Raw genomic sequence first — 24003 nt, 5'->3', positions numbered from 1 at the left:
TGACGCAGGAGAGGCGGAAGATGCGGCCCTATTTTCTTCCAGTTCCGGTATGTGCGCTGTGCATTTCGGCGGGTTTCGCCGATGTGGCGACTGCCGGCAGCAAGTATGACAGGAAAATCGAACAGGCAGCGATTGAAATCGTATCGCAGAAGCTCGGAGATATCCGTGGTTCTCACGAAATTCACGAGCCCTATTACCTCTATCCCCCGGTTGAAGCGCGCAGCGCAGCCGACGGAACGCTTAAGCCGGCATCGCGGAGCGATCACCCCCTCTACACGGTGAACTTCGACGGCTCCTGATTGCCGCGGCAACAAAACACTTGCCTCCCTGCCTCTCAAGCGCCATGAGAGGCGATGGCCGGCGCACAGCACAGCACAGAGAAGAAAATCCGGCTCGACCTGCTTTTGACGCAGTCGGGCCACTTTTCGACACGGGCCCGTGCACGTGACGCAATAACCCGCGGTGCTGTAATGGTGGATGGCTCGGTCTGCACCAAAGCCGGTGCCCGGTTTGCGCCGGAAGCAGAGGTGACAGTTTCGGATGCAGCGCAGAACTATGTTTCGCGGGCGGCACTGAAACTGATTGCGGGTCTCGATCATTTCGGCTTCGATCCCACCGGCCGAAACGCACTTGATATCGGCGCGTCAACGGGTGGATTTACGCAGGTGCTGCTCGAACGCGGTGCCGCACATGTCACCGCCATCGATGTGGGGCGCGGGCAACTTCATCAATCCCTGCTCGGCGATCCGCGTATAGACAGCCACGAGGGCGTCAATGCACGCAATCTCTCAGCCGACATTGTCGGCGAAAGGAATATTGGAATTGTCGTCAGCGACGTCAGTTTTATCTCCCTGACGCTGGCCTTGCCACCGGCACTCGCTATTGCCGCACCCGGAAGCTTTTGCGTCTTGCTGGTGAAGCCGCAATTCGAGGCGGGAAAGGATGCCATCGGCAAAGGCGGCCTGTTGAAGGATCCTTCACTCGGACCGCAAATTGCAGAAGCGCTGTCAAAATGGCTCGGTGAGCAGCCGGGCTGGCGGGCGATCGGGACCTGCCCCTCGCCGATCGAGGGTAGCGACGGCAACCGGGAATTCCTGTTAGGGGGCGTGAAGACATGAACACCGAAACGGTGACAATTTCCAGTCTCGGCGCGCAGGGCGACGGTGTCGCAATGTGTGAAGACGGGCCTGTTTATGTCGGATTTGCACTGCCCGGCGAAGATGTGACAATCCGGCGGAATAAATCAAAGGGGCAGCTGGTTTCGATAGAAAAAGCGTCAGAGGAACGCACCGAGCCCCCCTGCCCCTATTTCGGACCGCAAGGCGCGCGCTGCGGCGGATGCTCGCTTCAACATCTGAACCTCGGCGCCTATCAGCAATGGAAAAGGCGACTTGTCGCCGATGCCCTTTCCTCACGCGGCATCGAAACCCGAATTGACGAACTCGTCACCTGTTCACCCGGCAGCCGGCGCCGCGCCGTTTTCACCGCGATCAGCACCAAGGGCGGGCTGCTATTCGGCTTCAATCAAGCCGGGACGCACAATATAGTCAGTATTGAAAACTGCGCGGTTTTGAGCCGGACCATCGTCGATCAACTGCCTGGCCTGCAAGCGCTCGCAACGCTGCTTGTTCGCAACAAAAGACCATTCCAGCTTCAGGTTCTTGAGACGCTGAGCGGGCTGGATGTCACCGTCCAGGGTATTGCACATCTGTCTGAAAAACAGCGGCACAGGGCTATCGCTAGGGCGCTTGAGCTCGGGCTGGCGCGCCTTTCACTCGGAGGCGAGATTCTTATTGAAGCGCGAAAGCCTGTGGTGAAATTTTGCGGTATCGATGTTGCTCCCCCACCGGGAGGCTTCCTGCAGGCAAGCGAAGCCGCGCAGGATAAAATGATTGCCTTGGTAAGCGAACACATGGCCGGCCTAAAAAGAGTGGCCGATCTCTTTTGCGGCTGCGGCACCTTTACCCTGCCGTTGGCGCGCGAGATTGCCGTCGATGCCGCGGAAAACGATGGCGCGACCCTTGCGGCGTTGGATCAGGCAGCACGCCACACACAGGGGCTGAAACCGGTCACCACCGAGCGGCGGGACCTCTTTCGCAGGCCTTTGATGGCCGCCGAACTGAAGAAAACGGACGGTGTTGTGTTCGACCCGCCAAGGGCCGGCGCGCAGGCGCAGTCCGTCGAGATTGCAGCATCAGCAGTTAAGAAGGTAGCGGCCGTTTCCTGTAATCCGGCAACACTTGCCCGTGACCTGCGCATCCTGATCGATGGCGGCTTCAACCTGCGCTCCGTCACGCTCATCGACCAGTTCCTTTGGTCACCGCATGTCGAGGCAATTGCTCTATTGGAGCGTTAGGCGGATTTTTTTCGCATCATGAAGGCTTCAAAGGCAGCGCGCGCTTCCGGCGACGACAGGCGCTCGCCAAAGAGTGCTGATTCCTCTTCAATGCGCGCAACGATTTCCGAGCGCTCCCCACGGCGCAGAAGGTCGCGGGCGATCTGCATGGCCTGCGGCGGCTTGGAGGCTATTTCGGCGGCGGCGGCGAGCGTGGTGGCTTCCAGCGCATCTTCTGAAACAACCTTGTAGATAAGGCCTGCCTCAAGCGCTTCTTCCGCGGAAAAGCCGTTGCCGACAGCCAGCATGGCAAAGGCGCGCTGATAGCCCATCACCGCGGGGCCAAGCAGGCTTGATCCGGCTTCCGGCAAAAGAGCGAGATCGACAAAGGGGGTCCTGAATTCAGCGCGCGGCGATGCAAAAGTCAGGTCGCAGTGAAAATGCATCGTCGTGCCGATGCCGATCGCAAGGCCGTCAACACCTGCGATCATCGGCTTTTTGACCGTCGCCAGGGCCTTCAGGAATTTGCCGACCTCGCCTTCGCCGATGCGACCGTTGATCGCATAGTTCAGGAAGTCCTGCATATCGTTGCCGGCGGTGAAACAACCTTCCGTGCCCAAAAACACATGTACCCGTACCGCATCGTCTGCGTCTCCATCGCGCATCGCCTGGACCATGGTGCCGTACATGGCCTGCGTCAGAGCGTTTTTCTTGTCGGGCCGGTTGAAACGGATGACCTGTACCGCGCCGCCCAATTCTTCGGGCCGTTCAACGATGATATGTTCGCTCAAAATACTCTCCCTTGTCCCGTTTCCACCATGTCACGCAGACGTTTGTGTTTCTCTCGCCAGCTCAGCTGAGTGCGGCGCGTGCCTGAATAAGGCTATCGGCACCTTGCATTACGGCGTCTTTCAGTGCCGATGTTTCTCCGAGAAGGTTTTCCGCGCAGAACCGGCAAAGTGCAACACGGCCTGCATCCCTGTTGTCACCGGTTTCGATCAATGCGCCCTTTGCAAGATAACTGGCGCCGGACGCCAGACCGAAGAGACGCTGATAGGGCGTCGCACCGGCAAGCGCTTCCTTGATGCGGCCGTCCTGCAATGCCTGCAATAGCCAGCCGGTCGCCGATTCGAGGTCCGCCAGCGCGTCATTGAGCTTTTCGGCGGTCGTGCCGAATTCCGGACTGTTCCGCTTTGCGACTTCACCAGCGATATCCCTGAGCTCGGCGATATAGCCACCGACATGCTCACCGCCTGACTGGGGAAGCTTGCGGGTCACCAGATCAATGGCCTGGATACCGTTGGTGCCCTCATATATCGGGGAGATCCGGGAGTCGCGCAAAAGCCGCGCCGCACCGGTTTCCTCGATGAAGCCCATGCCACCATGGACCTGAACGCCAATCGAAGCGGCATCAACGCCGATATCGGTCGAAAATGCCTTGGCGATGGGGGTCAGAAGATTGGCACGCTCGCGCCAGAAATTGGCGGCGTCCGAATCGCCGCGCTCGTCGGCACTGTCTGCCATGTCGATCGCATGGGCACAGCAGAAAGCAATCGACCGCGATGCCTGCGCCAGCGCTTTCATGGTCAGGAGATTACGCTGTATATCGGGGTGTTCGATAATCGGGCTCATGCCTTCGCCCTGCCAGCCGGGCGCTTTGCCCTGTGTGCGCTCGTTGGCATATTCCAGCGCCTTCTGATAGGCGGCTTCCGCGACGGCTACACCCTGAATACCGACATTCAGACGCGCATTGTTCATCATCGTGAACATGCAGGCCAGCCCGCGGTTTTCCTCGCCAATCAGCCAGCCGACGGCGCCGGGCGTGTCGCCGAACTTGCCGTCGCCGTAGATCATTGTGCATGTGGGCGAGCCGTGAATGCCGAGCTTGTGTTCAACGCTATGGCAGAAAAGGTCGTTGCGCTCACCGAGGCTGCCGTCTTCATTGACCAGGAACTTAGGTACAAGGAAAAGCGAAATGCCCCTGGTTCCGGGCGGTGCGTCGGGAAGGCGTGCTAGCACGAGGTGGACAATGTTGTCGGCAAAATCGTGCTCGCCATAGGTGATGAATATCTTCTGGCCGAAAATGCGGTATGAACCGTCACCGACCGGTTCGGCGCGCGTTTTCAGAACGCCGAGATCGGAACCCGCATGCGGCTCGGTCAGGTTCATCGTACCGGTCCATTCGCCGGAAATCATCTTTTCCAGATAGATCTGCTTGAGCCGGTCGTCGGCATGGGCGTCAACGGCTTCGACCGCACCCATCGTCAAAAGCGAACACAGGCTGAATGCCATCGAACTGGAATTCCACATTTCGCTGGTGGCGACCGAAAGCATGGTCGGAAGCCCCTGCCCACCGTAATCCGGCGTTCCGGTCAGGCTGTTCCAGCCGCCGGCGATCCAGTTCTTGTAAAGCGCGCTCCAGCCCTTTGGCGTAGTGACGACACCGTCATTGAGCGGTGTACCGCTTTCGCCCTCTTCGGCGAGCGGCGCGATCTCCTCGGAAGCAAACCGGCCTGCCTCCGTCAGGATCGCATCGACGAGATCATCAGACAGGTCGCCCAGATGTCCGGCATCCAGTGCCGACTGAAGGCCCGCCACATGTTTGAGGGTGAATGCGATATCCTCGACAGGTGCGCGATACATGTCCTTGATCTCCTCCGATTGGATTGGAACTTACTCTAGCGCCAGCACATCAGGCTTCGGCTGATCTGTCCAGCCGGAGCGGGCGCGATCAAAGTGAAATATCCAGCCCGGGCAGTTTTGGTCGCTGACAGACGAATGAGGCGCCCGATACCGCCCTACCCCTTCGGCGCAAATCAACGCTGTCAGCGGTCAAAACCGCCCGGTCGGATCATTCAGCCTGATTTCATCCTGCTCCTAACCACGTGCATAGGCCCTAAGTTATTTTTACGTAAACGTCAATTAATTTCGTCAAGGTTGAACAACATCTTCGCACCACGCAGTTTCCACGTTGAGCGCCGGGCTGAAGCCTGCTATCTGCGGAGCAAATCCGAACAGCGAATGAGCGAAATGACCGCTTTGTCCATCGCCCAAAACGAAGAAACGGCCCGCAACGAGGCCTGCAAGGTTCTGTCTGAAGGCGGGCTGATCGCGTTACCGACAGAAACGGTCTACGGGCTCGCGGCAGACGCAACCAACGGCAAGGCTGTGGCGCGCATATTCGAGGCCAAGGGACGGCCGCGCTTCAATCCGCTGATCTGCCACATGAGCAGCATCGAAATGGCCCGACGCTATGTCGAGTTTGATGACACGGCGCAGCAAATCGCCGATGCTTTCTGGCCCGGTCCCCTCACCCTTGTTCTGCCGCTCAAACCCGGTTCCGATATCCATTCGTTGACGACCGCCGGGCTTGATACGCTCGCTGTGCGCATACCAACCGGCTTTGCACGCACGCTGATTGAACAATACGGCCGACCACTCGCCGCACCCAGCGCAAATACTTCGGGAAAGGTCAGTTCCACAACTGCGGCCCATGTCGCGGCCGATCTCGGATCAAAAGTCGAGCTTATCCTTGACGGCGGTCCGGCGGTGATTGGTCTGGAGTCGACCATATTAAAACCGACCGCCACAGGTGTGGAATTGTTGCGACCCGGCGGGCTGGCTGCGGCCGATATTGAGCAGGTTATGGGAATGTCGCTTGTGCGGAATTCTGATCCGTCGGCGGCAATCGAGGCGCCCGGGATGCTGCGTTCACATTATGCGCCCGGCTCCAGATTGCAGATCAATGCAGAAAACGCCGGCGCTGGCGACGCGGTCATTACATTTGCCGACAGGGTTTTACCGGGCCAGGACACGGCCGCCCTTGTGCTGGACTTAAGCCCGTCCGGCGACCTGAGGGAAGCAGCTGCCAATCTGTTCGACTTCATGAAGCGCGCGGACGCGGCCACCCAAAGCCAGATTACCGTCGTCCCAATTCCGCCAACCGGGCTTGGCGAGGCGATCAATGACAGGCTGAAACGGGCTGCCGCACCGCGGCCATAATGGCGATGGACCGGTGCAACCGCAGCGGCTAATAATGCATCATGACCAAGGTTGTTCTCGATCGATTTGCAGCAATTGTCGGCGACGCCCATGCCGTGCGCGATCCCGATGACATAGCCCCATATCTCATTGAGCCGCGCGGGCTCTACCACGGCAATTCGCCGATGGTCCTCAAGCCGGGATCAGTCGACGAGGTTTCGAAAATCCTGGCAACGGCAACCGAAACCGGCACTCCCCTGGTGCCCCAGGCCGGCAATACCGGCCACACAGGCGGACAGGTTCCCCTGGAGGGTGAAAGTCAGGTCATTGTTTCCCTGTCGCGGCTGAACCGTATCCGAAATGTCGATCCGACCGGCAACACGATGACAGTTGAGGCCGGTTGTATCCTGGAAGACATTCACAAGGCAGCAAACGAGGTCGAACGCCTGTTTCCTCTTTCCCTCGGATCACAGGGCACCTGCCAGATCGGCGGCAATTTATCCACCAATGCCGGTGGAATAGCCGTCCTTGCCTATGGCAATACACGGCAATTGTGCCTCGGTCTCGAGGTCGTGTTGCCGACCGGTGAAATCTGGAATGGCCTTCGAAGCCTGAAAAAGGACAATACCGGATACGACCTGCGCGATTTGTTCATCGGCGCAGAAGGCACGCTTGGCATCATCACCGCCGCGGTAATCAAGCTCCTGCCTATCCCGGTCGGACATCAGGTCGCCATTGCCGGCCTCGATAGCCCGGACCAGGCGCTGGCCCTGCTGAACAAGGCTGAAAGGAAATGCGGACACGCGCTGACCGGATTCGAACTGATGCCACGCATCGGAATGGAGTTTACGACAACGCACATACCCGGCAACCGCGATCCGCTGCAGGAAAATTACGATTGGTACGTGTTGATCGACATATCCTCCAGCCAGTCTGAGGAAGCGGCCGATATCATGATGCAAGGCATTATGGAGGAAGCCTTTTCCGACGGGATAATCAAGGATGCTGTTATCGCCCAGTCCGAATCCCAGCGCGCGGCTTTCTGGAATCTGCGCGAGATGATGCCGGATTCGCAAAAGCCTGAAGGCTCGTCGATCAAGCACGATGTCTCGGTTCCGATCGCCGCCATCCCCGATTTCATGACAAGGGCCGACCGCGCGGTCCGCGCCGCCATGCCGGACGCGCGCATCGTCGCTTTCGGCCATATGGGCGACGGTAATATCCACTACAACATCACCCAGCCAAAGGGCGTTACCCCCGCGGCGTTTCTTGCCAGGCGACATGAAATCAATGAGATCGTTTACGAGATCGTTCTTGAAATGGGCGGCTCGATTTCAGCCGAACACGGTATCGGGCAAATGAAACGCGACAAGCTCGCGGCCATCCGCCAGCCGATCGAAATCGAACTCATGCAGCGCATCAAGGCTGCATTCGACCCCGCGGGCATAATGAATCCGGGGAAAGTCATAAACACGCCAGGCAAGCCCCTGCCCCATTGATTAAAAGACCATTATCGCAAGTTTCATTTCGCTAACCATTTACAAAGTCAGGATTTTCTTAACCGTAGATCTTAAGTCCGCTCGAAGGGAATTCGCGTAAGTTGCTGTTTGCAAGAGGACAAAAGTCCCGCACCGGATCATCCGGCTCTCAGGAGAGACAGAGGCAAACATGACGAACTCACTGCGCAAACCGGCTTGGGCCGGCGACGAATTGCGACTGGACCCGGGGCACTTCCCCCAGCAGGTGACCTATGCATCGCGACATGACCATGACGGCGTGACCTTTACGCTGGACAAGCGCGGCGCGGTTCTGCGCAAGGTCCTGCCGCAAAGCGGACTGCCGCTTTCCATTGCCCTGCCGGTTCGTGCCTTCAAGGGGATTGCGGCCCGCGCCATGGATCACGGCGACGGCTCTGTGACTGTCACGCTGGAACTGCACCATGAAGACAGCGAGCTGTGCGTTCCTCTGCTGGTTGCACATGACCTCGATGACATTGCAGCAGACTGGAATTCCTGGTCGGAAGTCTATAAATTGCCCATGCTGATGATTGAGTCGGATGGACAGGCCAAGCCGTTGGATGAACAGTTGGGACCGATAAAGACCAAATCGACCAAGCCGCGCAGACGCCACTCCTTTGTGGCCGGCCGGCGTCCCCGGTTCCTGGTTCGCAGAAGCACTGGTTCCCTCGGCATCCGCATGACGATCAAAGGCGAAGAGATTATCGCCCGGCGCTAGGGCGTCATCAATTCAGACTAGAATTCGCAATTTCTCAGCTCACCGACGTAATCCACAATTGCGTCGGTAAAGTCGCCGGCTTTGACCTGATCACTGCCAAGCACCAGGCTAGCGTTGATGGCCGAGCCCAGCATTGCGCTAATCTCGTCGATGGCTTTTTGCGCAGGTGAATGACCGCCATAGGTCAGGAAAAGGCCGATCCGGGCAGGAAGTGGCGGTCTGGCGGCTGCGAATGCTCTGACAGGCAAGGATGGATGGCTCGTCCAGACCGGTGTGCCTATCAGGAGAAGATCATAATCTTCGGCGGAGTATCTCGGCATCTCGATTTCGGGCAACCTTCCCATCACACTATCGTAGCCGGTCAGAAGATAGCGCAGCGGACCGCCGCGATATTGCTCGCAGTGAATTTCGAACATGTCCGCGTTCAGTTCCCGGGCGAGAGCGCTCGCAACTCTGGCCGTGTTGCCCGTGCGCGAATAATAGACAATCAACGATTTCATTTCATGCCCCACCTGCAACAGGATCGACCGGCTTGCAGGCAAAGAACAGGACAATCCCGTAACCGGCTGAGGAACTCCGACAGCGTTACAGCAATGAAACGGGCAACGCTTTCAAAAGTCACAGCCTGTTGAATTCAAACTCCTCGCAGGAATGGCCCATGATGGACAGGCCTTCCTCAAGGTGTTCGGCCAGCAACGGATTGCCGAGAAGATACTGCGCAGTGCGCTCGTTATGGGCGTCCATGGCCTGTGAGCGCAAATCTGACCAATCGCCGAGGTCACCATCATCACGTCCAAGCCATGTGAGGGCAACAAGATCGACTTGTTCATCGACGGATAGCGACGAAATGAAGGATGTCAGTTCCTCCTCAACCGGGTCGTCCCGATGGCTTTCCAGCACGGCATACATGCCGTCATCGGTCGCGTTGGATCCGGGATCGGGGTCCGTCACAGCATCCTTGACCTCGAATTCGCGGGCCTTGATGATGGTAAAGCAGACTTTTTCCGGAGATATTTCAAGCATGGCGAAACCCTCCTTGCGGTGGTGAACCTATTTTACCGCAATCTCTTTGCGGCATTGACAGACTGCACCACACAAGGCCAGTTCGCTTTGAGCTGGGTCAAAGTTACTGCCGGTTCATATACTTCGTGCGGATGTGCCTGGACGATGCCAGCCGGATCAGATCAGGCTGACAACAACGCCTGCAGCAAGGCCGGCAAACACCACCCAGCCGACACGGTTGTTTGACTTGAACAATGCGAGGCACTGTTCGCCGTCATCAATATCAACAACGGCAATTTGCCGCCCCAGCATGGCTGCCGCAACGGCAAGACCCGCAAAGGCCGGCCAGGATGCGCCGGCGAGCCAGAAAGACAGAGCCATCAGCACAACGGTGGCCGAATAGATGCCGGTCAGCCAGGCTTTTGTCTGGCCGCCAAAGAGGCGCGCGGTCGAACGCACGCCGATCAATTCGTCGTCTTCCTTGTCCTGATGGGCGTAGAGCGTGTCGTAACCGATGGTCCACAGGACTGAGCCGGCATACAGGGCAACCGCAGCAGAAGCGAGGCCACCGAATGCTGCCGCCCAGCCCATGAGCGCGCCCCACGAAAAAGCAAGTCCCAGAAAGAACTGCGGCCAGTCGGTGAAGCGTTTGGCGAAGGGGTAGATGGCAACAACCGCCAGCGAGCAGATGCCGAGGACAATCGCAAACAGATTAAACTGCAACAGCACGATCAGCCCGACAAGCGCCTGGACAATCATGAAGACTTTCGCCTGCGTCCTTGAGACCCGGCCGGATGGCAGCGGCCGCGACCTTGTCCTTGCGACCTGCATGTCGATCTCATGATCAACCAGATCGTTGTAGGTGCAGCCCGCGCCGCGCATGGCAATCGCGCCGATGGTAAACAGAAGCAGATGCAGAACGATGCGTCCGGTATGCGGAGGAGCCGTCAGAACCTGTGCGTTGGCTGCCAGCATCACCGACCACCAGCACGGCCACATCAGCAACTGCCAGCCAATCGGCCGGTCCCAGCGCGCCAATTGCGCGTAAGGCCAGCACCAGCGCGGCAACAGGCGGTAGACCCAATTGTCGGATGGAGCATCGGCCACGCGGCCCGGATCTGTCAGCGGTGTTTGCATGGCCCCTTGGTGACAGTTTCCCCGGCGTCAAGTCAAGCAGGGAATTGCACCAAGGGGTGCGTGATTCCAGCGCAATTATCCTGGCATCAAAGCCCGGAAACAAATTCCCCCAGATCGCTGTCGAAGCGACCGGAATCCTCAATGAAGGGCGCGTGCCCGATCCCTTCATAGATGATGCGGGTTGTCGTTCCGCCGCCCGCATCGATTAACTCCTTCATGATTTCCGTCGAACGCGGCAGAACATGCTGGTCCTTGTTCCCGTGGATGAAAAGAACCGGAACCCCGATCGTGCCAAGCGTTGGTGAATGATCGAGCGGCCCGCGCTCGACAAACCGGTCAATGACCATGGCCCGTCTGACATAGGGTGGTGTCTGCATGCTGTAGGACAAGGCCTCCGCCGCCAGAGGCTCGGAAAGCGGCTTTCCGGGAACCATATCAAGAAAGCGCTTCGTGCCGGCCAGTTGGCGCGCATAGTCTCCGCAGGAATTGGCAGCGCCGCAGCCGTCGAGATCGACACCTGGGGGACCCGCCGGAATACCGGCCATCGGACCGGTGTTTTCAACCACGCCCGGCCCCAAAACCGGCTCAGGGCCGCCGGCATCCGGTGGCCGCAGATCCAGATTATATCCGGCGGCGACAAAAACCAGGGCAGACAGTTTGTCCTCGCCGTGCTCCTTCACATAGTCGAGCACAGGCAAGCCCCCATAGGACCACCCGACCAGTACGACGTCGTCCAGATTCTTGCCCGCTATCACCGCGGCGATGTCGTCGGCCCAAAATTTGCTGTCGATGTAGCTATTCGGATCTTCAGGTTTGGAAGAATAGCCGTGTCCGCGAAGATCAAACGCGATGAGGTGGTTGGTCTTCGCAAGATCGCCGAGCATCTGACGCCGCCACGATGCGGCGCTTTGCGAAAATCCGTGGACAAACAATATGGCCGGACCGGTCGTCTCGCCGCTTTCGACAACCGAAATCGTCAGACCGTCGGGTGATGTGACCGTTGAGGGCACCAGCCCCTTCAATTGCTCCGATTGCGCCGGCAATGCCACCAATGTGGCCGAGGCCGCCGCCGCGAGCACCTTGATCATGTGCTTCATTCCATTCCTCCCGTGTATCAGCCGGCAAAGGCTAGGAGGTTTATCGGTTGCGTCACAATCGCTATAAATAGGGACTGCGAACGGGAGGAAGGGCCGATCCTCAATTCGGACGACCTGAAAGATCTGGCATTCGTCGCCTATGAGCTCGCCCAGCCGGACGACCGGCGGGTTCTGGCGCGACCGCGGCTGGCCGAGCGCCTGCTTTCGCTGTTTCGCGCCGATTTTCTCGGCCAGACCCAGTGGAACGAGGAAACGCAGGCCTTTGAAAAGCCGCTCTGCTACAACCGCGACCAGCGCATGTCATGGGAATTCGAAGTCTACTACCAGCACTGCGACCCGATCTCGAAACACATCCGGCTACGTTCCGATGCAACCTCCACCTACGAAGTGATTTCGCGCAGGCGGCTTGAACGCAGCGAATATTATGCCGATTTCCTGCGCCCCCATCGGGTTTCCCACGGCATCGATCAGTATCTGTTCGAGGATGGGAAGATAATCGGCGATTTCCGCGTGTGGAGAAAATCCGCAAGCAAGGAGTTCGCCAACAGGGAAAGGCAGCTTTTGATCGCCCTGCGCCCGATGCTTAAAAATGCCTACCGCTCCATGCTTTCGGGTGACGGGCTTGAGGGGGCCGTGCACGCCAACGGGATTTTGGCCGTGGCGATATCTGCCGACCACCGCCGCTATATCTGCTCTCCGGCCCTCATTGACTGGATTTCCCGGCAGAACGGCATCAGCGAGAATGGTTTTAAGAATACGGTGATGGCCGCCGTCAGGAACCGCCAGACTTTTGTCTCGTTTCCACGTTTCGACCTCAAGATCGGCTGGCGCAATGTCGCTTCCCATTCGCAATGTGCGATCATCTGTACGGTTGTGCCGAAGTGTGAACGCAATTTCGAACGACATACAGATCTCACACCGCGTGAGCGCGAGGTCAGCCGGCTTATCGCCCAGGGAATGACGGACCGCGAAATTTCGGAGAGTCTCGGCATCGCCTTCTGGACGGTGAGAACCCACGTCGGCAATGTGCTGCGCAAGCTGGACGCCCGCAACCGCGTTGAACTGATCAACCGGGCGGGCATTGTCGGGCTGCGGGCAGACAGCGATACGACCGGATCCGCATAGGCGGATAAATGCCGGGCATTATTTCGCCGCCTCTTGACCCCGCGCCAAACCATGCTACCCCCTTTTCGTGACAACAACCGTCTCTCACAACGTGGGTTGGTGGCGCTTCAGGTTCATTCCTGAAGCCGGGCAAAGGGGATTTAGGCGATGAATGTGCTTTTGATCGGTTCCGGTGGACGCGAGCACGCCCTGGCCTGGAAGATCGCCGCCTCTCCTGTTCTCGGCAAACTCTACTGCGCACCGGGCAATCCCGGTATCGCCAGGAATGCGGAATGCGTGGACATTGACGTTAGCGACCATGGCGCGGTCATCGCATTCTGTGCCGAAAACGAAATCAGCCTCGTCGTGGTCGGTCCGGAAGCCCCGCTTGTTGCCGGCATCACCGACGATCTGCATGAGGCCGGTATTCCGGTTTTCGGCCCGACGGCCGCGGCGGCGCAACTGGAAGGCTCCAAAGGCTTTACCAAGGATCTGTGCGACCGGCACAACATTCCGACCGGCGCCTATATGCGCTTCAACAATTCGCCGAAAGCCAAGGCCTATACTCGGGAAATGGGTGCGCCGATCGTCATAAAGGCCGACGGTCTTGCTGCCGGAAAGGGCGTGACCGTTGCCCAGACACTTGAAGAGGCCTTTGCGGCGATCGATGACTGTTTCGAAGGCGCATTCGGCGAAGCGGGCGCCGAGGTGATCGTCGAAGAGTTCCTGGAAGGTGAAGAGGCAAGCTTCTTTTGCATCTGCGACGGCACCAACGCGCTGCCGCTGACAACCGCCCAGGATCACAAATGCGTCGGTGACGGCGACACGGGACCGAATACGGGTGGAATGGGCGCATACTCCCCCGCACCGGTGATGACGGATGCACTTATTGAACAGACGATGGAGCAGATCATCAAACCGACGCTGCAGGGAATGGCCGAAAGGGGCACTCCCTTTACCGGCGTGCTCTACGCCGGTCTGATGATCACCAGCACCGGTCCGCAGCTCATCGAATACAATGTTCGCTTCGGCGATCCTGAATGCCAGGTCCTGATGATGCGTCTGAAAGATGACATTTTGATGCTGATGAAGGCGGCGGCGGATGAACTGTTGTGGACGATGAGTGCGCGTTGGGAGGATGAAGCGGCGCTTTGCGTCGTCATGGCCACCAAAGGTTATCCGGGCTCCTACAAGAAAGGCTCTAAGATCCGCAACCTCGAAGCCGCGTCGGCAGTCCACGATGTCGAAATATTTCATGCGGGAACCGCGCGTGACGGTGATGACATCGTAGCCAATGGCGGACGTGTGCTCGGTGTGACCGCGCTTGGCTCGACGGTCAAGGTGGCTCATGATCAGGCCTACATGGCCGTCGATCTGATCGACTGGGAAGACGGATTTTGCCGTCGCGACATAGGCTGGCGCGCCATCAAACGCGAGAAATAGGCGAATTTTCGCCGAATTCCATTTGCTTTGCGTTAACCATGCCTGAAAACCGCTTGAAAACGCTTATATGCTAATTTCGGGAGAACAACCCGGGAGAGCGATATGACGCGCCTTATCATTTTGACATCCGCCTTTGCACTTGCCGCAAGCGCAGCAATGGCCGGAGATTCAGTCATCCATGTGAAATCCAAGATTGTTGGAGCCGGCAGTGTCATCACCGTTGACTGCTCCGAATGCCCACCGTTGAAGCCGAAATATACAGGCCCCGATGTCCATGGCGTCGAGATTGTCGAACAGCATATCGGTGGTGAGAAAAAGGTCGTCCAGACGGACAATATGATGGGCGGCAGTGCCGTGCGCATCGTAAGAGCCTCGGCAGGCACCAAAAACTACGCCGGTGAATCAGTTGTGCACGCCAACGGCGGAACCAACGTTTCGGACAGGCACGAGGGCACGATCCACCTCCAGCCCGGTCAGCGCCCGGTCGTTGCCGACAGCGGTGTTACTTATAAGGGCGGCGGCGAATTCAATGTCGAGGAAGTCGGTGAAGATCAGCGCCCGCTGGACGGAGTCGATGGCGGATCGCAAACATCTTCGGTGAACATGAACGACGCCGAGCACGACGTCGTCGAGCCCCAGGAGCCAGGCGGTGAAGAGCCGCACAATAACGGTCCTGAAATCATTGAGCTGCGCCCCTCAAAGTAGGACGCAGCAAATACAACAGAAGCGGCCTTAGCCGCTGATGCGTGAAAAATCGGCAACCGTCTCGGTTGCCGATCTGATTCTGCGAAGCAGCGCCAGCCTGTTTGCCCGCACAGCCTGGTCTTCGTCATTGACGAGCACGTCATCAAAAAAAGCATCCACCGGTCGGCGCAGTTCACCAAGCGCGCGCATAGCGGCCGTAAAATCCTCGTTCCGGACAGCCGCAGCAGCCGTGTTTTCCGCCTCGTCAATTGCGGCCGAGAGCGATTTTTCGGCAGGCTCCGTCATCAGCCCGGCATCCACGACCCCGGCGATCCGGGTGTTTTTCTTTTCTTCGGCCGCCAGAATGTTGGCTGCCCGTTTGGTTCCGGCGAGAAGGTTCTGACCGTCTTCGGAATCGAGCAGTTCTCCCAGCGCTTCAACACGCTTGAGGACCATCAGAAGATCATCGGCATCCGCGGATATGACCGCATCGATCAGGTCGTGACGTGCACCCTTGTCCCGCAAGTAGACCTTCAGCCGGTCGTGGAAGAAGGACAACAGATCCTCCGAGACGCCAAATTGCAGCAGCGGCAGGCGGATTTCGTTCTCCAAAAGCAGCCTGATAACGCCGAGCGCCGCACGGCGCAGTGCATAAGGGTCTTTGGAGCCGGTCGGCTTTTCGTCAATGGACCAGAAACCGGTCAGCGTGTCGAGCTTGTCGGCCAACGCCACGACAATCGAGACCGGGCTGGAAGGCACGACATCCGACGGGCCCTGCGGTTTGTAATGATCTTCAATGGCTTCGGCGACTTCCGGCGCCTCGCCCTGCAAAAGCGCGTATTTGCGGCCCATCGTGCCTTGCAATTCCGGGAATTCCCCAACCGCTTCGGTGGTCAGGTCTGCCTTGGCAAGCAGCACGGCCCGGTCCGCCTTTGCCGGCAAGTCGGAAGCATCTGCAACGGCCGGCGCCAGTTGATGCGCCAGGTTGCGGATGCGGCTTATGCGCTGTCCCTGCGTTCCCAGCTTCGCGTGGAAGGTCACGTTGAGCGCATCGAGTTTTGCCATTCGCTGATCGAGCGGTTTTGAAAGGTCCAGGTCAAAGCCTGCCGCAGAGGCTGAGAGCATGTCGAGATCCGGCAGGTCAGCCTGGTCGGTCTTCCAGAAATGCAGCGCATCGGCAAGGCGTGCGCGCACCACCTTGCCGTTGCCGTGTGCGATTTCCCCGCCACCGTCGCTGGCCTCGATGTTGGCCGTGATGATGAACTTGTTGGTCAGCGCGCCAGGCTCGCCTTGCGGTCGCAGGACGAAACACTTCTGATTTTCCTTGATGGTGAGCCGGATCACTTCCGGGGGGATAGCAAGAAAATCCTCTTCGAATTCGCCCATCAGAATTACGGGCCATTCGACAAGGCCCGAAACCTCGTCGAGCAACGCATCATCCTCGACCAGTTCGAAGCCTTGCGCGAAGGCAAGATTGCGTGCGTCCGACAGGATGATTTCTCTGCGGCGATCGGCATCGAGCACCACTTTCGCCCTTTCGAGCTGCTCGACATAGTCATCGAACCGGCGAACGGTGATGGCCTGCGGCGCATGGAAGCGGTGTCCATAGGTGATGTTTCCCGCTTTCAGGCCGTCGATTTCGAAATCGACAATCACGGGCTCCTCGGTCTCGGGGCCAAACGTACAGATGATGGACTGCAGCGGACGCACCCAGCGCAACGCACCCGGCTTTGCGGAGGCCTCGCCCCAGCGCATGGATTTCGGCCAGGGAAAATTGCGGATGATGCCCGGCATCACGTCGGCAATGATGTCCGCGGCTTCGCGTCCCGGCTTTTCGATGACGGCGACATAAAAATCGCCTTTTTTTGGATCCGACTTGACGGTGGCCTGATCGACCGATTCAAGCCCCGCGCCACGCAGAAATCCGGAAACCGCCTTCTCCGGCGCATCGGTACGCGGACCCTTTCGCTCTTCGCGGATATCGGCGGAGCGTGCCGTCACACCGCGAATATCAAGTGCCAGGCGGCGCGGTGTCCAGTATTCGCGGGCAGCCTCATAGGTCAGGCCGGCATCGACCAGTGCATCCGTGACCAGTTTTTTCAGGTCGCCCGCGGCTTTGCGCTGCATTCGGGCAGGAATTTCTTCGGAGCGGAGTTCTAGAAGGAGATCGGGCATTTTATCAATCGTCTCAATTTGTTGGGTCATCTGGTTCGAGCGGTGATTCAAGCACCGCCTACTTCAAACCCTCCGGCTTCCGTCAATAAAAAGGCTTCCCCGCACATTTTGGAGAGATTGCGCACGCGCAAAATGTAGCTTTGGCGTTCCGTCACCGAGATCACTCCCCTTGCATCGAGCAAATTGAAGACATGCGAAGCCTTGATGCACTGGTCGTAGGCGGGCAGCACGCATTTGTGCACCTGCGCGGGATCAGAGCCGGCGGCACCCTGCTCGAGCAGCGAACGGCATTCAGCCTCCGCATCGTCGAAATGACGAAGCAGCGTAGCGGTATCGGCATATTCGAAATTGTGTCGTGAGTATTCCTGCTCAGCCTGAAGAAAGACATCGCCATAGGTCACCTTGGCGTTGTCAGAGCCGCCGTTGAAATTGAGGTCGTAGACATTGTCAACGCCCTGAACATACATGGCCAGACGCTCAAGCCCGTAGGTCAATTCACCCGCAACAGGCGAGCACTCAATGCCGCAGACCTGCTGGAAATAGGTGAACTGCGAAACCTCCATACCATCGCACCAGCACTCCCAGCCAAGGCCCCAGGCGCCGAGTGTCGGACTTTCCCAGTCATCCTCAACAAAACGCAGGTCGTGCAGCAGCGGGTCGATACCGATGGCTTCGAGCGAACCGAGGTACAGCTCCTGCAGATTGGGCGGCGACGGCTTCAGGAGGACCTGATACTGGTAGTAGTGTTGCAGCCGGTTGGGATTTTCACCGTAGCGGCCGTCTGTCGGACGGCGCGAAGGCTGCACATAGGCCGAATTCCAGGAGCGCGGTCCGAGCGATCGCAATGTGGTTGCGGGATGAAAGGTCCCTGCTCCGACTTCCATGTCGTAGGGTTGCAGTATCACGCAACCATATTCCGCCCAGTAGTTATGAAGAGCCAGGATGAGCCCTTGAAACGAATTGGTCGGATGCATGTGAGACGGCTGAGAACGCTCTGACGTGGTCATGGGTCGGGTCCGGACATAAATGAGAATGCGCCGGACACGTGCCATGCAGTCCCTGCGGGGTCAAGGGTTTAGAGCGTGCCCCGGTCAAATGATCCAATTTAAACAAGGCACGTTCTAGCAAGATGCCACCGATTTGGGAGGCTCGGGGCCGCCTTATTCGTCGTCTTCTTTCCGTTCGACATGGTACTCGCCGGTCTTTGGATCCTCGACCAGGGTACCGCTGGCGCCTGTTTCGGCTTCCTTTTCGGCCCTGCGCACGGATTTGCTGACCCGTTCGGCTTCCTTCAGGAAGCGCTTGTAGCCCATCCAGACGACCAGCAGAACGGCCACCAGCAGCAATAACTGCACCATCTTCGCCTCCCCCGCGAATATTTCGCTATTTTATAACACGGTTCCGGCCGCGCCGTAGTGCCGGTTTGAGTTTGACAGTATCAAAGGCCGTACCGGCTCCACAGAGCCCTTTCCTCAGCCACTTCGGCAATTCCTGCCGCAGCGGCACCGGCAATGCGCGACGGCATGTCGCCGGCATTGGCGCCGGTTACCTTGCGGCCGAAAAGACCGCGCGGCATGGTGATCAGCCGCAATTTGGCCTTTTCGCCATATCGTTCCTTCATAACGGTGCGCATGTCACCCAGCTCATCGACAAGCCCGAGTTCCTTGCCCTTGAGGCCAGACCAGAACAGGCCGGAAAAGATGTCGTCATTATCGGCAAGCCTGCTTCCGCGGCGTTCCTTGACCATGTCGATGAACACCTTGTGCACCTCCAGTTGCAACGATTTGAGATGGTCGATATCAGCCTTCTTTTCAGGTTGAAACGGGTCCAGAGTCACCTTGTTCTTGCCTGCGGTGTATACGCGACGGTCAACGCCGATCTTCTTGATCAGGTCGGTGAAACCGAAACTTGCCGAGACAACGCCGATCGAACCGACAATCGAAGTCGGATCGGCGATGATTTCATCACCGGCCAGTGCAATCATGTACCCACCGGAAGCGGCAAGATCTTCAACAAAGATAAAGACCTTCTTGTTCTTTTCCTCGGCAAGATCGCGGATGCGGCGATAGATCAGCCGCGACTGGACGGGCGAGCCGCCGGGTGAATTAATGGAAATGGCGACGGCGGGTGCCCGCTTGTCGGCGAAGGCCTTCTTAAGCAGCGGCGCAACCGTCGCGATGTTCAGGGTCGGGCGGAATTGCGAGCCTCCGGCCACGATCATGCCCTGCAGTTGAACAACAGGAATGTTTAACTCGTCGCGCCTGAACCGCTTGGGTACAATGGATTTGTAGAACGCCATCTATTCCGCCTGTTTCTGTGTTTGTCCGACATGGATGCCTGCCACCTGATGTATGTATTTCCACTCGAAACACAATGGCATGCGGGAATTGCGTCGCTTTACCGATGCACAAAGGCGCGGCCGTTGTTGAGATCATTCATGCGGGCCGAAAAAGCCCTGCCATCGCTATCATGCACAAATAGAGGCGTGCGAAAGGAAAGACGCGCACGATTGCCCTTTATTCCTGTGAACAGGATGCGGATGGCGTCTTCTCCCGGCCGTGGATGAACCGGCGTTACCTGGAGACCACCGAAACGGCCATCGCAGGCCTGCAGGATGTCGCGAAGCGATTGTGGACGGGCGATCAGCGACAACTGCCCGCCCGGCTTGCAAACCGCACAGGCCGAGCGGATCCAGTGTTCGAACATGTGTTCGGGCATGGCGTGGGCTTCTGCCCGCAATGCATCGGGTGTGGTGCGGTCGGCGGAACTGTTGAATGGGGGGTTCATGATGACATGGTCAAAACATGAATCGGTCAGCCCGGCGGCGGCACGTTGCCTGCCCTTGAGCGTTACATCGGCGACCAACAGCGACACCCGATCTGCAAATTCAGCATTGTGCTCCAAATCGATCGAGCGCCGGGCAAACCCTGACATTTCCACCGAGCGCTCAACCAGCACCACGTCAAGCTCCGGGCTCCGGCTTGCGACTGCAATGCCGGCCGCACCGGCGCCGGCACCGAAATCGGCCAGCTTTCCGTGCGCGTCGTCACTGACAAGCGAGGCGAGCAGCATTGCGTCAAGTCCGGCCCTATGTCCCTTGCCTCTTGGCTGCACCAGGTGAAAACGACCGCGATGAAAGGCATCGATCGTGGCTTGCGGTGTTTCACCGGGGGTCGTTTCCGCCGCCTGATCGGTTCTACAATCCGGCTTGCTCATGGCCGCTGATGTCTAAGCTCGTCGCCAAGCCCCGCACCTTCTACGAGCTTGCGCGCTTCGTCTACACGTTCCGCGTCAACCAAAAGGCGCCGGGAGAGTGCATTGATGGATCCATCGAGCACACTCATGTTTTCATCCGCTATGAAATACTGAATGCCCGCTTCCTTCAAAAGAGTGCCGACGAAGGAGAGCGTGACGACATTGTTGGTGCGGATCAATTCCTCCATATTTTCAAAGCCTTTCGGATTGTTCTGCAGCTAACGGTTGATACTTGGCGACACCTATTGCCGCCGTCGCGTTTCCTCTTATATGCAAATCGGAGTGCGATTTGTCATCCAGTTGTGCCGGCGGCACGAAAAATTGAGCGAAAGTCACTGGCAAATAGGATGCACTGCGTCGATTCTTCACTTGTACCGGAACCGGCCAGTTTCTATTGTCACTCGCAGAATTCACAGGAGTCTGCATTTTGGGCGTCGTCATTCCGCTTGAGGATAAAAACAGGAACATTGCATCGGTCAAGCCGCTCGTCGATTTGACCAAAACGGACATGGGAAGGGTCAACCAGCAAATCCTCTCCAAGGCGGGATCGGATGTTGAAATGATCCCCGAAGTTGCCAATCATCTGATCTCATCGGGAGGCAAACGCCTTCGGCCCATGCTGACCCTCGCCTCGGCCACGATGTTCGGTTACGAAGGCGATGGGCACATCAAGCTGGCAACGAGTGTGGAATTCATGCACACGGCCACGCTGCTTCATGACGACGTAGTTGATGAAAGCGATCTGCGCCGCGGCAAATCCACAGCACGCATGATCTGGGGCAATCAGGCCAGCGTGCTCGTCGGCGATTTCTTGCTTGGCCAGGCCTTCAAGATGATGGTTGAGGTCGGCTCGATCGATGCGCTCGACGTTCTTTCAAGCGCCGCGTCGATCATTGCCGAGGGCGAAGTGCTGCAATTGTCCGTCGCCAAGAACATGGAAACGACGGAAGACGACTATCTGGCCGTCATCCGTGCGAAAACAGCGGCCCTCTTTTCGGCTGCCGCAGAAGTCGGACCGATCATAGCCGGCGCCAAGAAGGCCGAACGCGATGCGTTGCGATCGTACGGAACAAATCTCGGCCTTGCCTTTCAGCTTGTGGACGACGTTCTGGATTACGGCGGCAAGGCTCAGGACCTCGGAAAGAATGTCGGCGACGATTTCCGGGAAGGAAAGATCACCCTTCCCGTAGTGCTTTCCTATCGGCGCGGCAACGACGAGGAACGGGCGTTCTGGCGCTCCGCCATTGAGGAAGGCCGCAACGACGATGAAGCGCTTGAAAAAGCGCTCTCCCTGATCGCACGCTCCAATGCGCTGAAGGATACAATCGCACGCGCTGAACATTACGGTGCGATTGCCCGCGACGCGCTCGCTCCCCTGGCGGATACGCCGGCGAAATCCGCACTGCTTGAGGTGATCGATTTCTGCATCAGCCGGGTCAACTGACTGAATTAAAGTCGGCTTTCCCGAATGCTTGCCGTGAAGGCCGAAAAAAGCCATGCTTTGGGGGAACGGTGTGGATTCGCGATTGTCTAAAGCAGAAGCAGGAACAGGATCAGATGCGGCTCAAATCCCTCACTCTAACTGCCGGCGTGGCTGTCATCAGTCTGTTGATGAGCTATCCGGCAGCGACCGAAGGTGAACGCGACAAAAATGCGTTCAAGTCCGCAACTGTAGACAGTTTTGCCGGCGCATTGCTGGCCGGCCGCACGGCTGAAGCAGATCGTGACACGCAGACCGCGATCGATCTCTACCGCAAGGCGCTCGAATACGAGTCAGACAATTCAGACATCAAACAGCGGCTCATGGTGCTGTTGTTCAACAACGGCGATTTTGACGAGGGTGTTCTGCTTGCCAATGGGCTGAAGGGTGATCCGGTTATTGAAAGCACCGCACGGCTGGCGCTCGGCATCGACGCCATCCGCAAGCGTGAATTCACCAGTGCACAGACACTTCTCGACCAATCAAGCGTCAGCGATCTTGAAAGGCTGCTTCACGGCCTGCTGAAGGGCTGGGCTTATTACGGCGACGGCAAGGGCGAAAAGGCCCAGGAAACGATCGACGCTTTGCAGGGCCCCGAATGGTACGGAATATTCAAGACGTTCCACAGTGCCGCTTTGCAGGAAGCGCTCGGCAATAAAGGGCAGGCACGGCGCCTTTACACAGCCGTTATCACCGATCAAAACAGCGCTGGAACCGCCCCCGATACCTATATACGTGCCGCCATGTCGCTGGCGGTGCTTGAAGCCCGCGACGGCAACAGGCAAAAAGCGCTCGATGCGCTGGCGACCGGAACCGCATTTGCCCCCGGCTACGCACCGCTGAAAACTCTGCGCATGCGCATCGAAGAGGACAATCCGCCGAGACCGGAAATCCGCAACGCCTCCGAGGGGGCATCGGCCGTTCTCTACACGATCGGCAGCGCGCTCAACCGCAGCGGCGCCGAGGATATCGTTTCCCTTTATCTGAATTTTGCCAGGGCGCTTGACCCGAAGAACGCTGCAACCCTGGTCATGCTTGGCAGCCTTGCGGAAAACCTTCGCAATCCGGAAAAAGCCATCGCCATTTACGAAAGCGTTCCGGAAGATTCCATCATGCACCGGGTGTCGGAGCTCCAGCTCGGGCTTAACCTGGCAGATCTTGGCCGTCTCGAGGAAGCCAAGAAGCACCTGAAGAATCTCATCAAGGAAGATCCGTCCGATATGCGCTCCTATATCGCCTATGGCAGTGTGCTGTCGGACGCCAAGGCCTATCGTGAAATGGCTGATAATTACGACATGGCCGTCAAGGCCATCGGCGTTCTGCCGGACCGTTCTCACTGGAACGTCTACTACCAGCGCGGCATCGCCTATGAGCGGCTGAAGGAGTGGGAGAAGGCCGAGCCGAACTTCAAGCGGGCTCTGGAGCTCTATCCAAACCAGCCCCAGGTGATGAACTATCTCGGATATTCCTGGATCGACATGAATATCCACCTTGACGAAGGGATGGACCTCATACGCGAGGCGGTGCGGCTGCGCCCCAATGATGGTTACATCGTCGATTCACTCGGATGGGCTTATTACCGCCTGGGCGACTATGAAAACGCCGTTGCGGAGCTTGAGCGGGCCGTCGAGATCCGCCCGGGCGACCCGACCATCAACGATCACCTTGGTGACGCGTATTGGCGTGCAGGGCGCAAGATTGAAGCGCGCTATCAGTGGGAACGATCGCTGACCATGGAGCCGGAACTCAGCGAAATTCCGAAGATCAAGACAAAGATCGACAAGGGACTGCCTGAAACGCCTTTGAAAGCACCCTCCGCAGCCAATACCGACGACGACAGAGGGGAAGTCAAGGATCCGGTCAAGCCGGCAGACCTGCCGAAGAAAAGCCAGCTCAACGGCCGCACGGAGAGCAAGACGATCAGCTACGAGGTCAAACCGGGACAAACGCTGTGGACCATCGCCAATGAAATGCTGGGCGACGGCAACCGCTATCGTGAAATCCTCCAGTTGAACCCGTCGCTGAAAGACCGCGCTAATACGATCCATCCGGGGCAGATTATCAGGCTGCCCTGA

The 24003-nt window shown here is 58.2% G+C and carries 23 protein-coding genes; 11 read left to right on the top strand and 12 right to left on the bottom strand.

Translation table 11 applies throughout. The annotated features are described in order from the left end of the window. The first annotated feature begins 20 nt into the window (after window positions 1–20). From ABVT35_RS05600 to ABVT35_RS05590, 3 genes are read left to right on the top strand one after another with little or no spacing between them, the layout of a single operon-like run. On the top strand, window positions 21–299 hold the full coding sequence (locus ABVT35_RS05600) for a hypothetical protein (RefSeq protein WP_368465295.1): 279 nt from the start codon (window positions 21–23) through the stop codon (window positions 297–299). Window positions 300–353: 54 nt separating this feature from the next. Next, window positions 354–1118: a TlyA family RNA methyltransferase gene (locus tag ABVT35_RS05595; RefSeq protein WP_368465294.1), complete on the top strand. Its 765-nt coding sequence runs from the start codon at window positions 354–356 to the stop codon at window positions 1116–1118. Beyond that, window positions 1115–2356, top strand: coding sequence for a class I SAM-dependent RNA methyltransferase (locus ABVT35_RS05590; protein ID WP_368465293.1), 1242 nt, complete (start codon window positions 1115–1117; stop codon window positions 2354–2356). The genes ABVT35_RS05595 and ABVT35_RS05590 overlap by 4 nt, the downstream gene beginning before the upstream one ends. Here the strand turns inward: ABVT35_RS05590 and ABVT35_RS05585 are convergent. Together ABVT35_RS05585 and ABVT35_RS05580 are read right to left on the bottom strand one after the other, a co-directional pair. Continuing rightward, window positions 2353–3126: a crotonase/enoyl-CoA hydratase family protein gene (locus tag ABVT35_RS05585; RefSeq protein ID WP_368465292.1), complete on the bottom strand. Its 774-nt coding sequence runs from the start codon at window positions 3124–3126 to the stop codon at window positions 2353–2355. The genes ABVT35_RS05590 and ABVT35_RS05585 overlap by 4 nt on opposite strands. A gap of 61 nt (window positions 3127–3187) precedes the next feature. Further along, the gene (locus tag ABVT35_RS05580; RefSeq protein WP_368465291.1) at window positions 3188–4978 is read right to left on the bottom strand and encodes an acyl-CoA dehydrogenase; all 1791 of its coding nucleotides are present in this window, start codon (window positions 4976–4978) and stop codon (window positions 3188–3190) included. Window positions 4979–5365: 387 nt separating this feature from the next. Between ABVT35_RS05580 and ABVT35_RS05575 the strand changes: the two genes are divergently transcribed. From ABVT35_RS05575 to ABVT35_RS05565, 3 genes are all read left to right on the top strand, one after another. After that, complete coding sequence (locus tag ABVT35_RS05575; protein WP_368466276.1) at window positions 5366–6337, top strand: L-threonylcarbamoyladenylate synthase; 972 nt, start codon at window positions 5366–5368, stop codon at window positions 6335–6337. 41 nt (window positions 6338–6378) lie between these two features. Further along, complete coding sequence (locus ABVT35_RS05570) at window positions 6379–7815, top strand: FAD-binding oxidoreductase (protein WP_368465290.1); 1437 nt, start codon at window positions 6379–6381, stop codon at window positions 7813–7815. 169 nt (window positions 7816–7984) lie between these two features. Beyond that, window positions 7985–8551 (top strand): DUF6101 family protein, encoded by a 567-nt coding sequence (locus tag ABVT35_RS05565; RefSeq protein WP_368465289.1) that lies wholly within the window; start codon window positions 7985–7987, stop codon window positions 8549–8551. A 17-nt stretch (window positions 8552–8568) separates the two neighbouring features. Here ABVT35_RS05565 and ABVT35_RS05560 read toward each other — a convergent pair whose 3' ends face one another. The 4 genes from ABVT35_RS05560 to ABVT35_RS05545 form a co-directional block, all read right to left on the bottom strand. Further along, window positions 8569–9051 (bottom strand): flavodoxin family protein, encoded by a 483-nt coding sequence (locus ABVT35_RS05560; protein WP_368465288.1) that lies wholly within the window; start codon window positions 9049–9051, stop codon window positions 8569–8571. Between the two features lie 118 nt (window positions 9052–9169). After that, on the bottom strand, window positions 9170–9574 hold the full coding sequence (locus ABVT35_RS05555; RefSeq protein WP_368465287.1) for a DUF3775 domain-containing protein: 405 nt from the start codon (window positions 9572–9574) through the stop codon (window positions 9170–9172). A gap of 156 nt (window positions 9575–9730) precedes the next feature. Next, entirely contained in the window at window positions 9731–10690 is a 960-nt protein-coding gene (ubiA, locus tag ABVT35_RS05550; RefSeq protein ID WP_368465286.1) for a 4-hydroxybenzoate octaprenyltransferase, read from the bottom strand. Between the two features lie 86 nt (window positions 10691–10776). Next, on the bottom strand, window positions 10777–11787 hold the full coding sequence (locus tag ABVT35_RS05545) for an alpha/beta fold hydrolase (RefSeq protein WP_368465285.1): 1011 nt from the start codon (window positions 11785–11787) through the stop codon (window positions 10777–10779). A 12-nt stretch (window positions 11788–11799) separates the two neighbouring features. On the opposite strand from ABVT35_RS05545, the gene ABVT35_RS05540 reads away from it, so the two are divergent. The 3 genes from ABVT35_RS05540 (at window position 11800) to ABVT35_RS05530 (ending at window position 15039) form a co-directional block, all read left to right on the top strand. Beyond that, on the top strand, window positions 11800–12912 hold the full coding sequence (locus ABVT35_RS05540; protein WP_368465284.1) for a helix-turn-helix transcriptional regulator: 1113 nt from the start codon (window positions 11800–11802) through the stop codon (window positions 12910–12912). 147 nt (window positions 12913–13059) lie between these two features. Further along, window positions 13060–14334: a phosphoribosylamine--glycine ligase gene (gene purD, locus ABVT35_RS05535; RefSeq protein ID WP_368465283.1), complete on the top strand. Its 1275-nt coding sequence runs from the start codon at window positions 13060–13062 to the stop codon at window positions 14332–14334. A 102-nt stretch (window positions 14335–14436) separates the two neighbouring features. Continuing rightward, window positions 14437–15039 (top strand): plant virulence effector HPE1-like domain-containing protein, encoded by a 603-nt coding sequence (locus ABVT35_RS05530; protein ID WP_368465282.1) that lies wholly within the window; start codon window positions 14437–14439, stop codon window positions 15037–15039. A 27-nt stretch (window positions 15040–15066) separates the two neighbouring features. On the opposite strand, the gene glyS is transcribed toward ABVT35_RS05530, so the two are convergent. From glyS to ABVT35_RS05500, 6 genes are all read right to left on the bottom strand, one after another. Continuing rightward, entirely contained in the window at window positions 15067–17193 is a 2127-nt protein-coding gene (gene glyS, locus ABVT35_RS05525; protein WP_368465281.1) for a glycine--tRNA ligase subunit beta, read from the bottom strand. 47 nt (window positions 17194–17240) lie between these two features. After that, on the bottom strand, window positions 17241–18200 hold the full coding sequence (locus tag ABVT35_RS05520) for a glycine--tRNA ligase subunit alpha (RefSeq protein ID WP_368465280.1): 960 nt from the start codon (window positions 18198–18200) through the stop codon (window positions 17241–17243). 153 nt (window positions 18201–18353) lie between these two features. Beyond that, window positions 18354–18551, bottom strand: coding sequence for a hypothetical protein (locus tag ABVT35_RS05515; RefSeq protein WP_368465279.1), 198 nt, complete (start codon window positions 18549–18551; stop codon window positions 18354–18356). Between the two features lie 80 nt (window positions 18552–18631). After that, window positions 18632–19492: a S49 family peptidase gene (locus ABVT35_RS05510; protein WP_368465278.1), complete on the bottom strand. Its 861-nt coding sequence runs from the start codon at window positions 19490–19492 to the stop codon at window positions 18632–18634. Between the two features lie 98 nt (window positions 19493–19590). Continuing rightward, window positions 19591–20409 (bottom strand): tRNA1(Val) (adenine(37)-N6)-methyltransferase, encoded by an 819-nt coding sequence (locus ABVT35_RS05505; RefSeq protein ID WP_368465277.1) that lies wholly within the window; start codon window positions 20407–20409, stop codon window positions 19591–19593. Beyond that, a complete protein-coding gene (locus tag ABVT35_RS05500; protein ID WP_368465276.1) occupies window positions 20406–20636 on the bottom strand; it encodes a DUF2007 domain-containing protein in 231 nt (76 codons plus the stop codon). Before ABVT35_RS05500 ends, ABVT35_RS05505 begins: the two co-directional genes overlap by 4 nt. 239 nt (window positions 20637–20875) lie before the next feature. Between ABVT35_RS05500 and ABVT35_RS05495 the strand changes: the two genes are divergently transcribed. Both ABVT35_RS05495 and ABVT35_RS05490 read left to right on the top strand, forming a co-directional pair. Then, entirely contained in the window at window positions 20876–21892 is a 1017-nt protein-coding gene (locus ABVT35_RS05495) for a polyprenyl synthetase family protein (RefSeq protein ID WP_368465275.1), read from the top strand. 113 nt (window positions 21893–22005) lie between these two features. Beyond that, window positions 22006–24003: a tetratricopeptide repeat protein gene (locus tag ABVT35_RS05490; protein ID WP_368465274.1), complete on the top strand. Its 1998-nt coding sequence runs from the start codon at window positions 22006–22008 to the stop codon at window positions 24001–24003.

Source organism: Hoeflea sp. TYP-13 (genome assembly GCF_040932035.1).
Taxonomy (GTDB): domain Bacteria; phylum Pseudomonadota; class Alphaproteobacteria; order Rhizobiales; family Rhizobiaceae; genus Hoeflea_A.
This window is presented reverse-complemented; position numbering and strand designations above follow the sequence as displayed.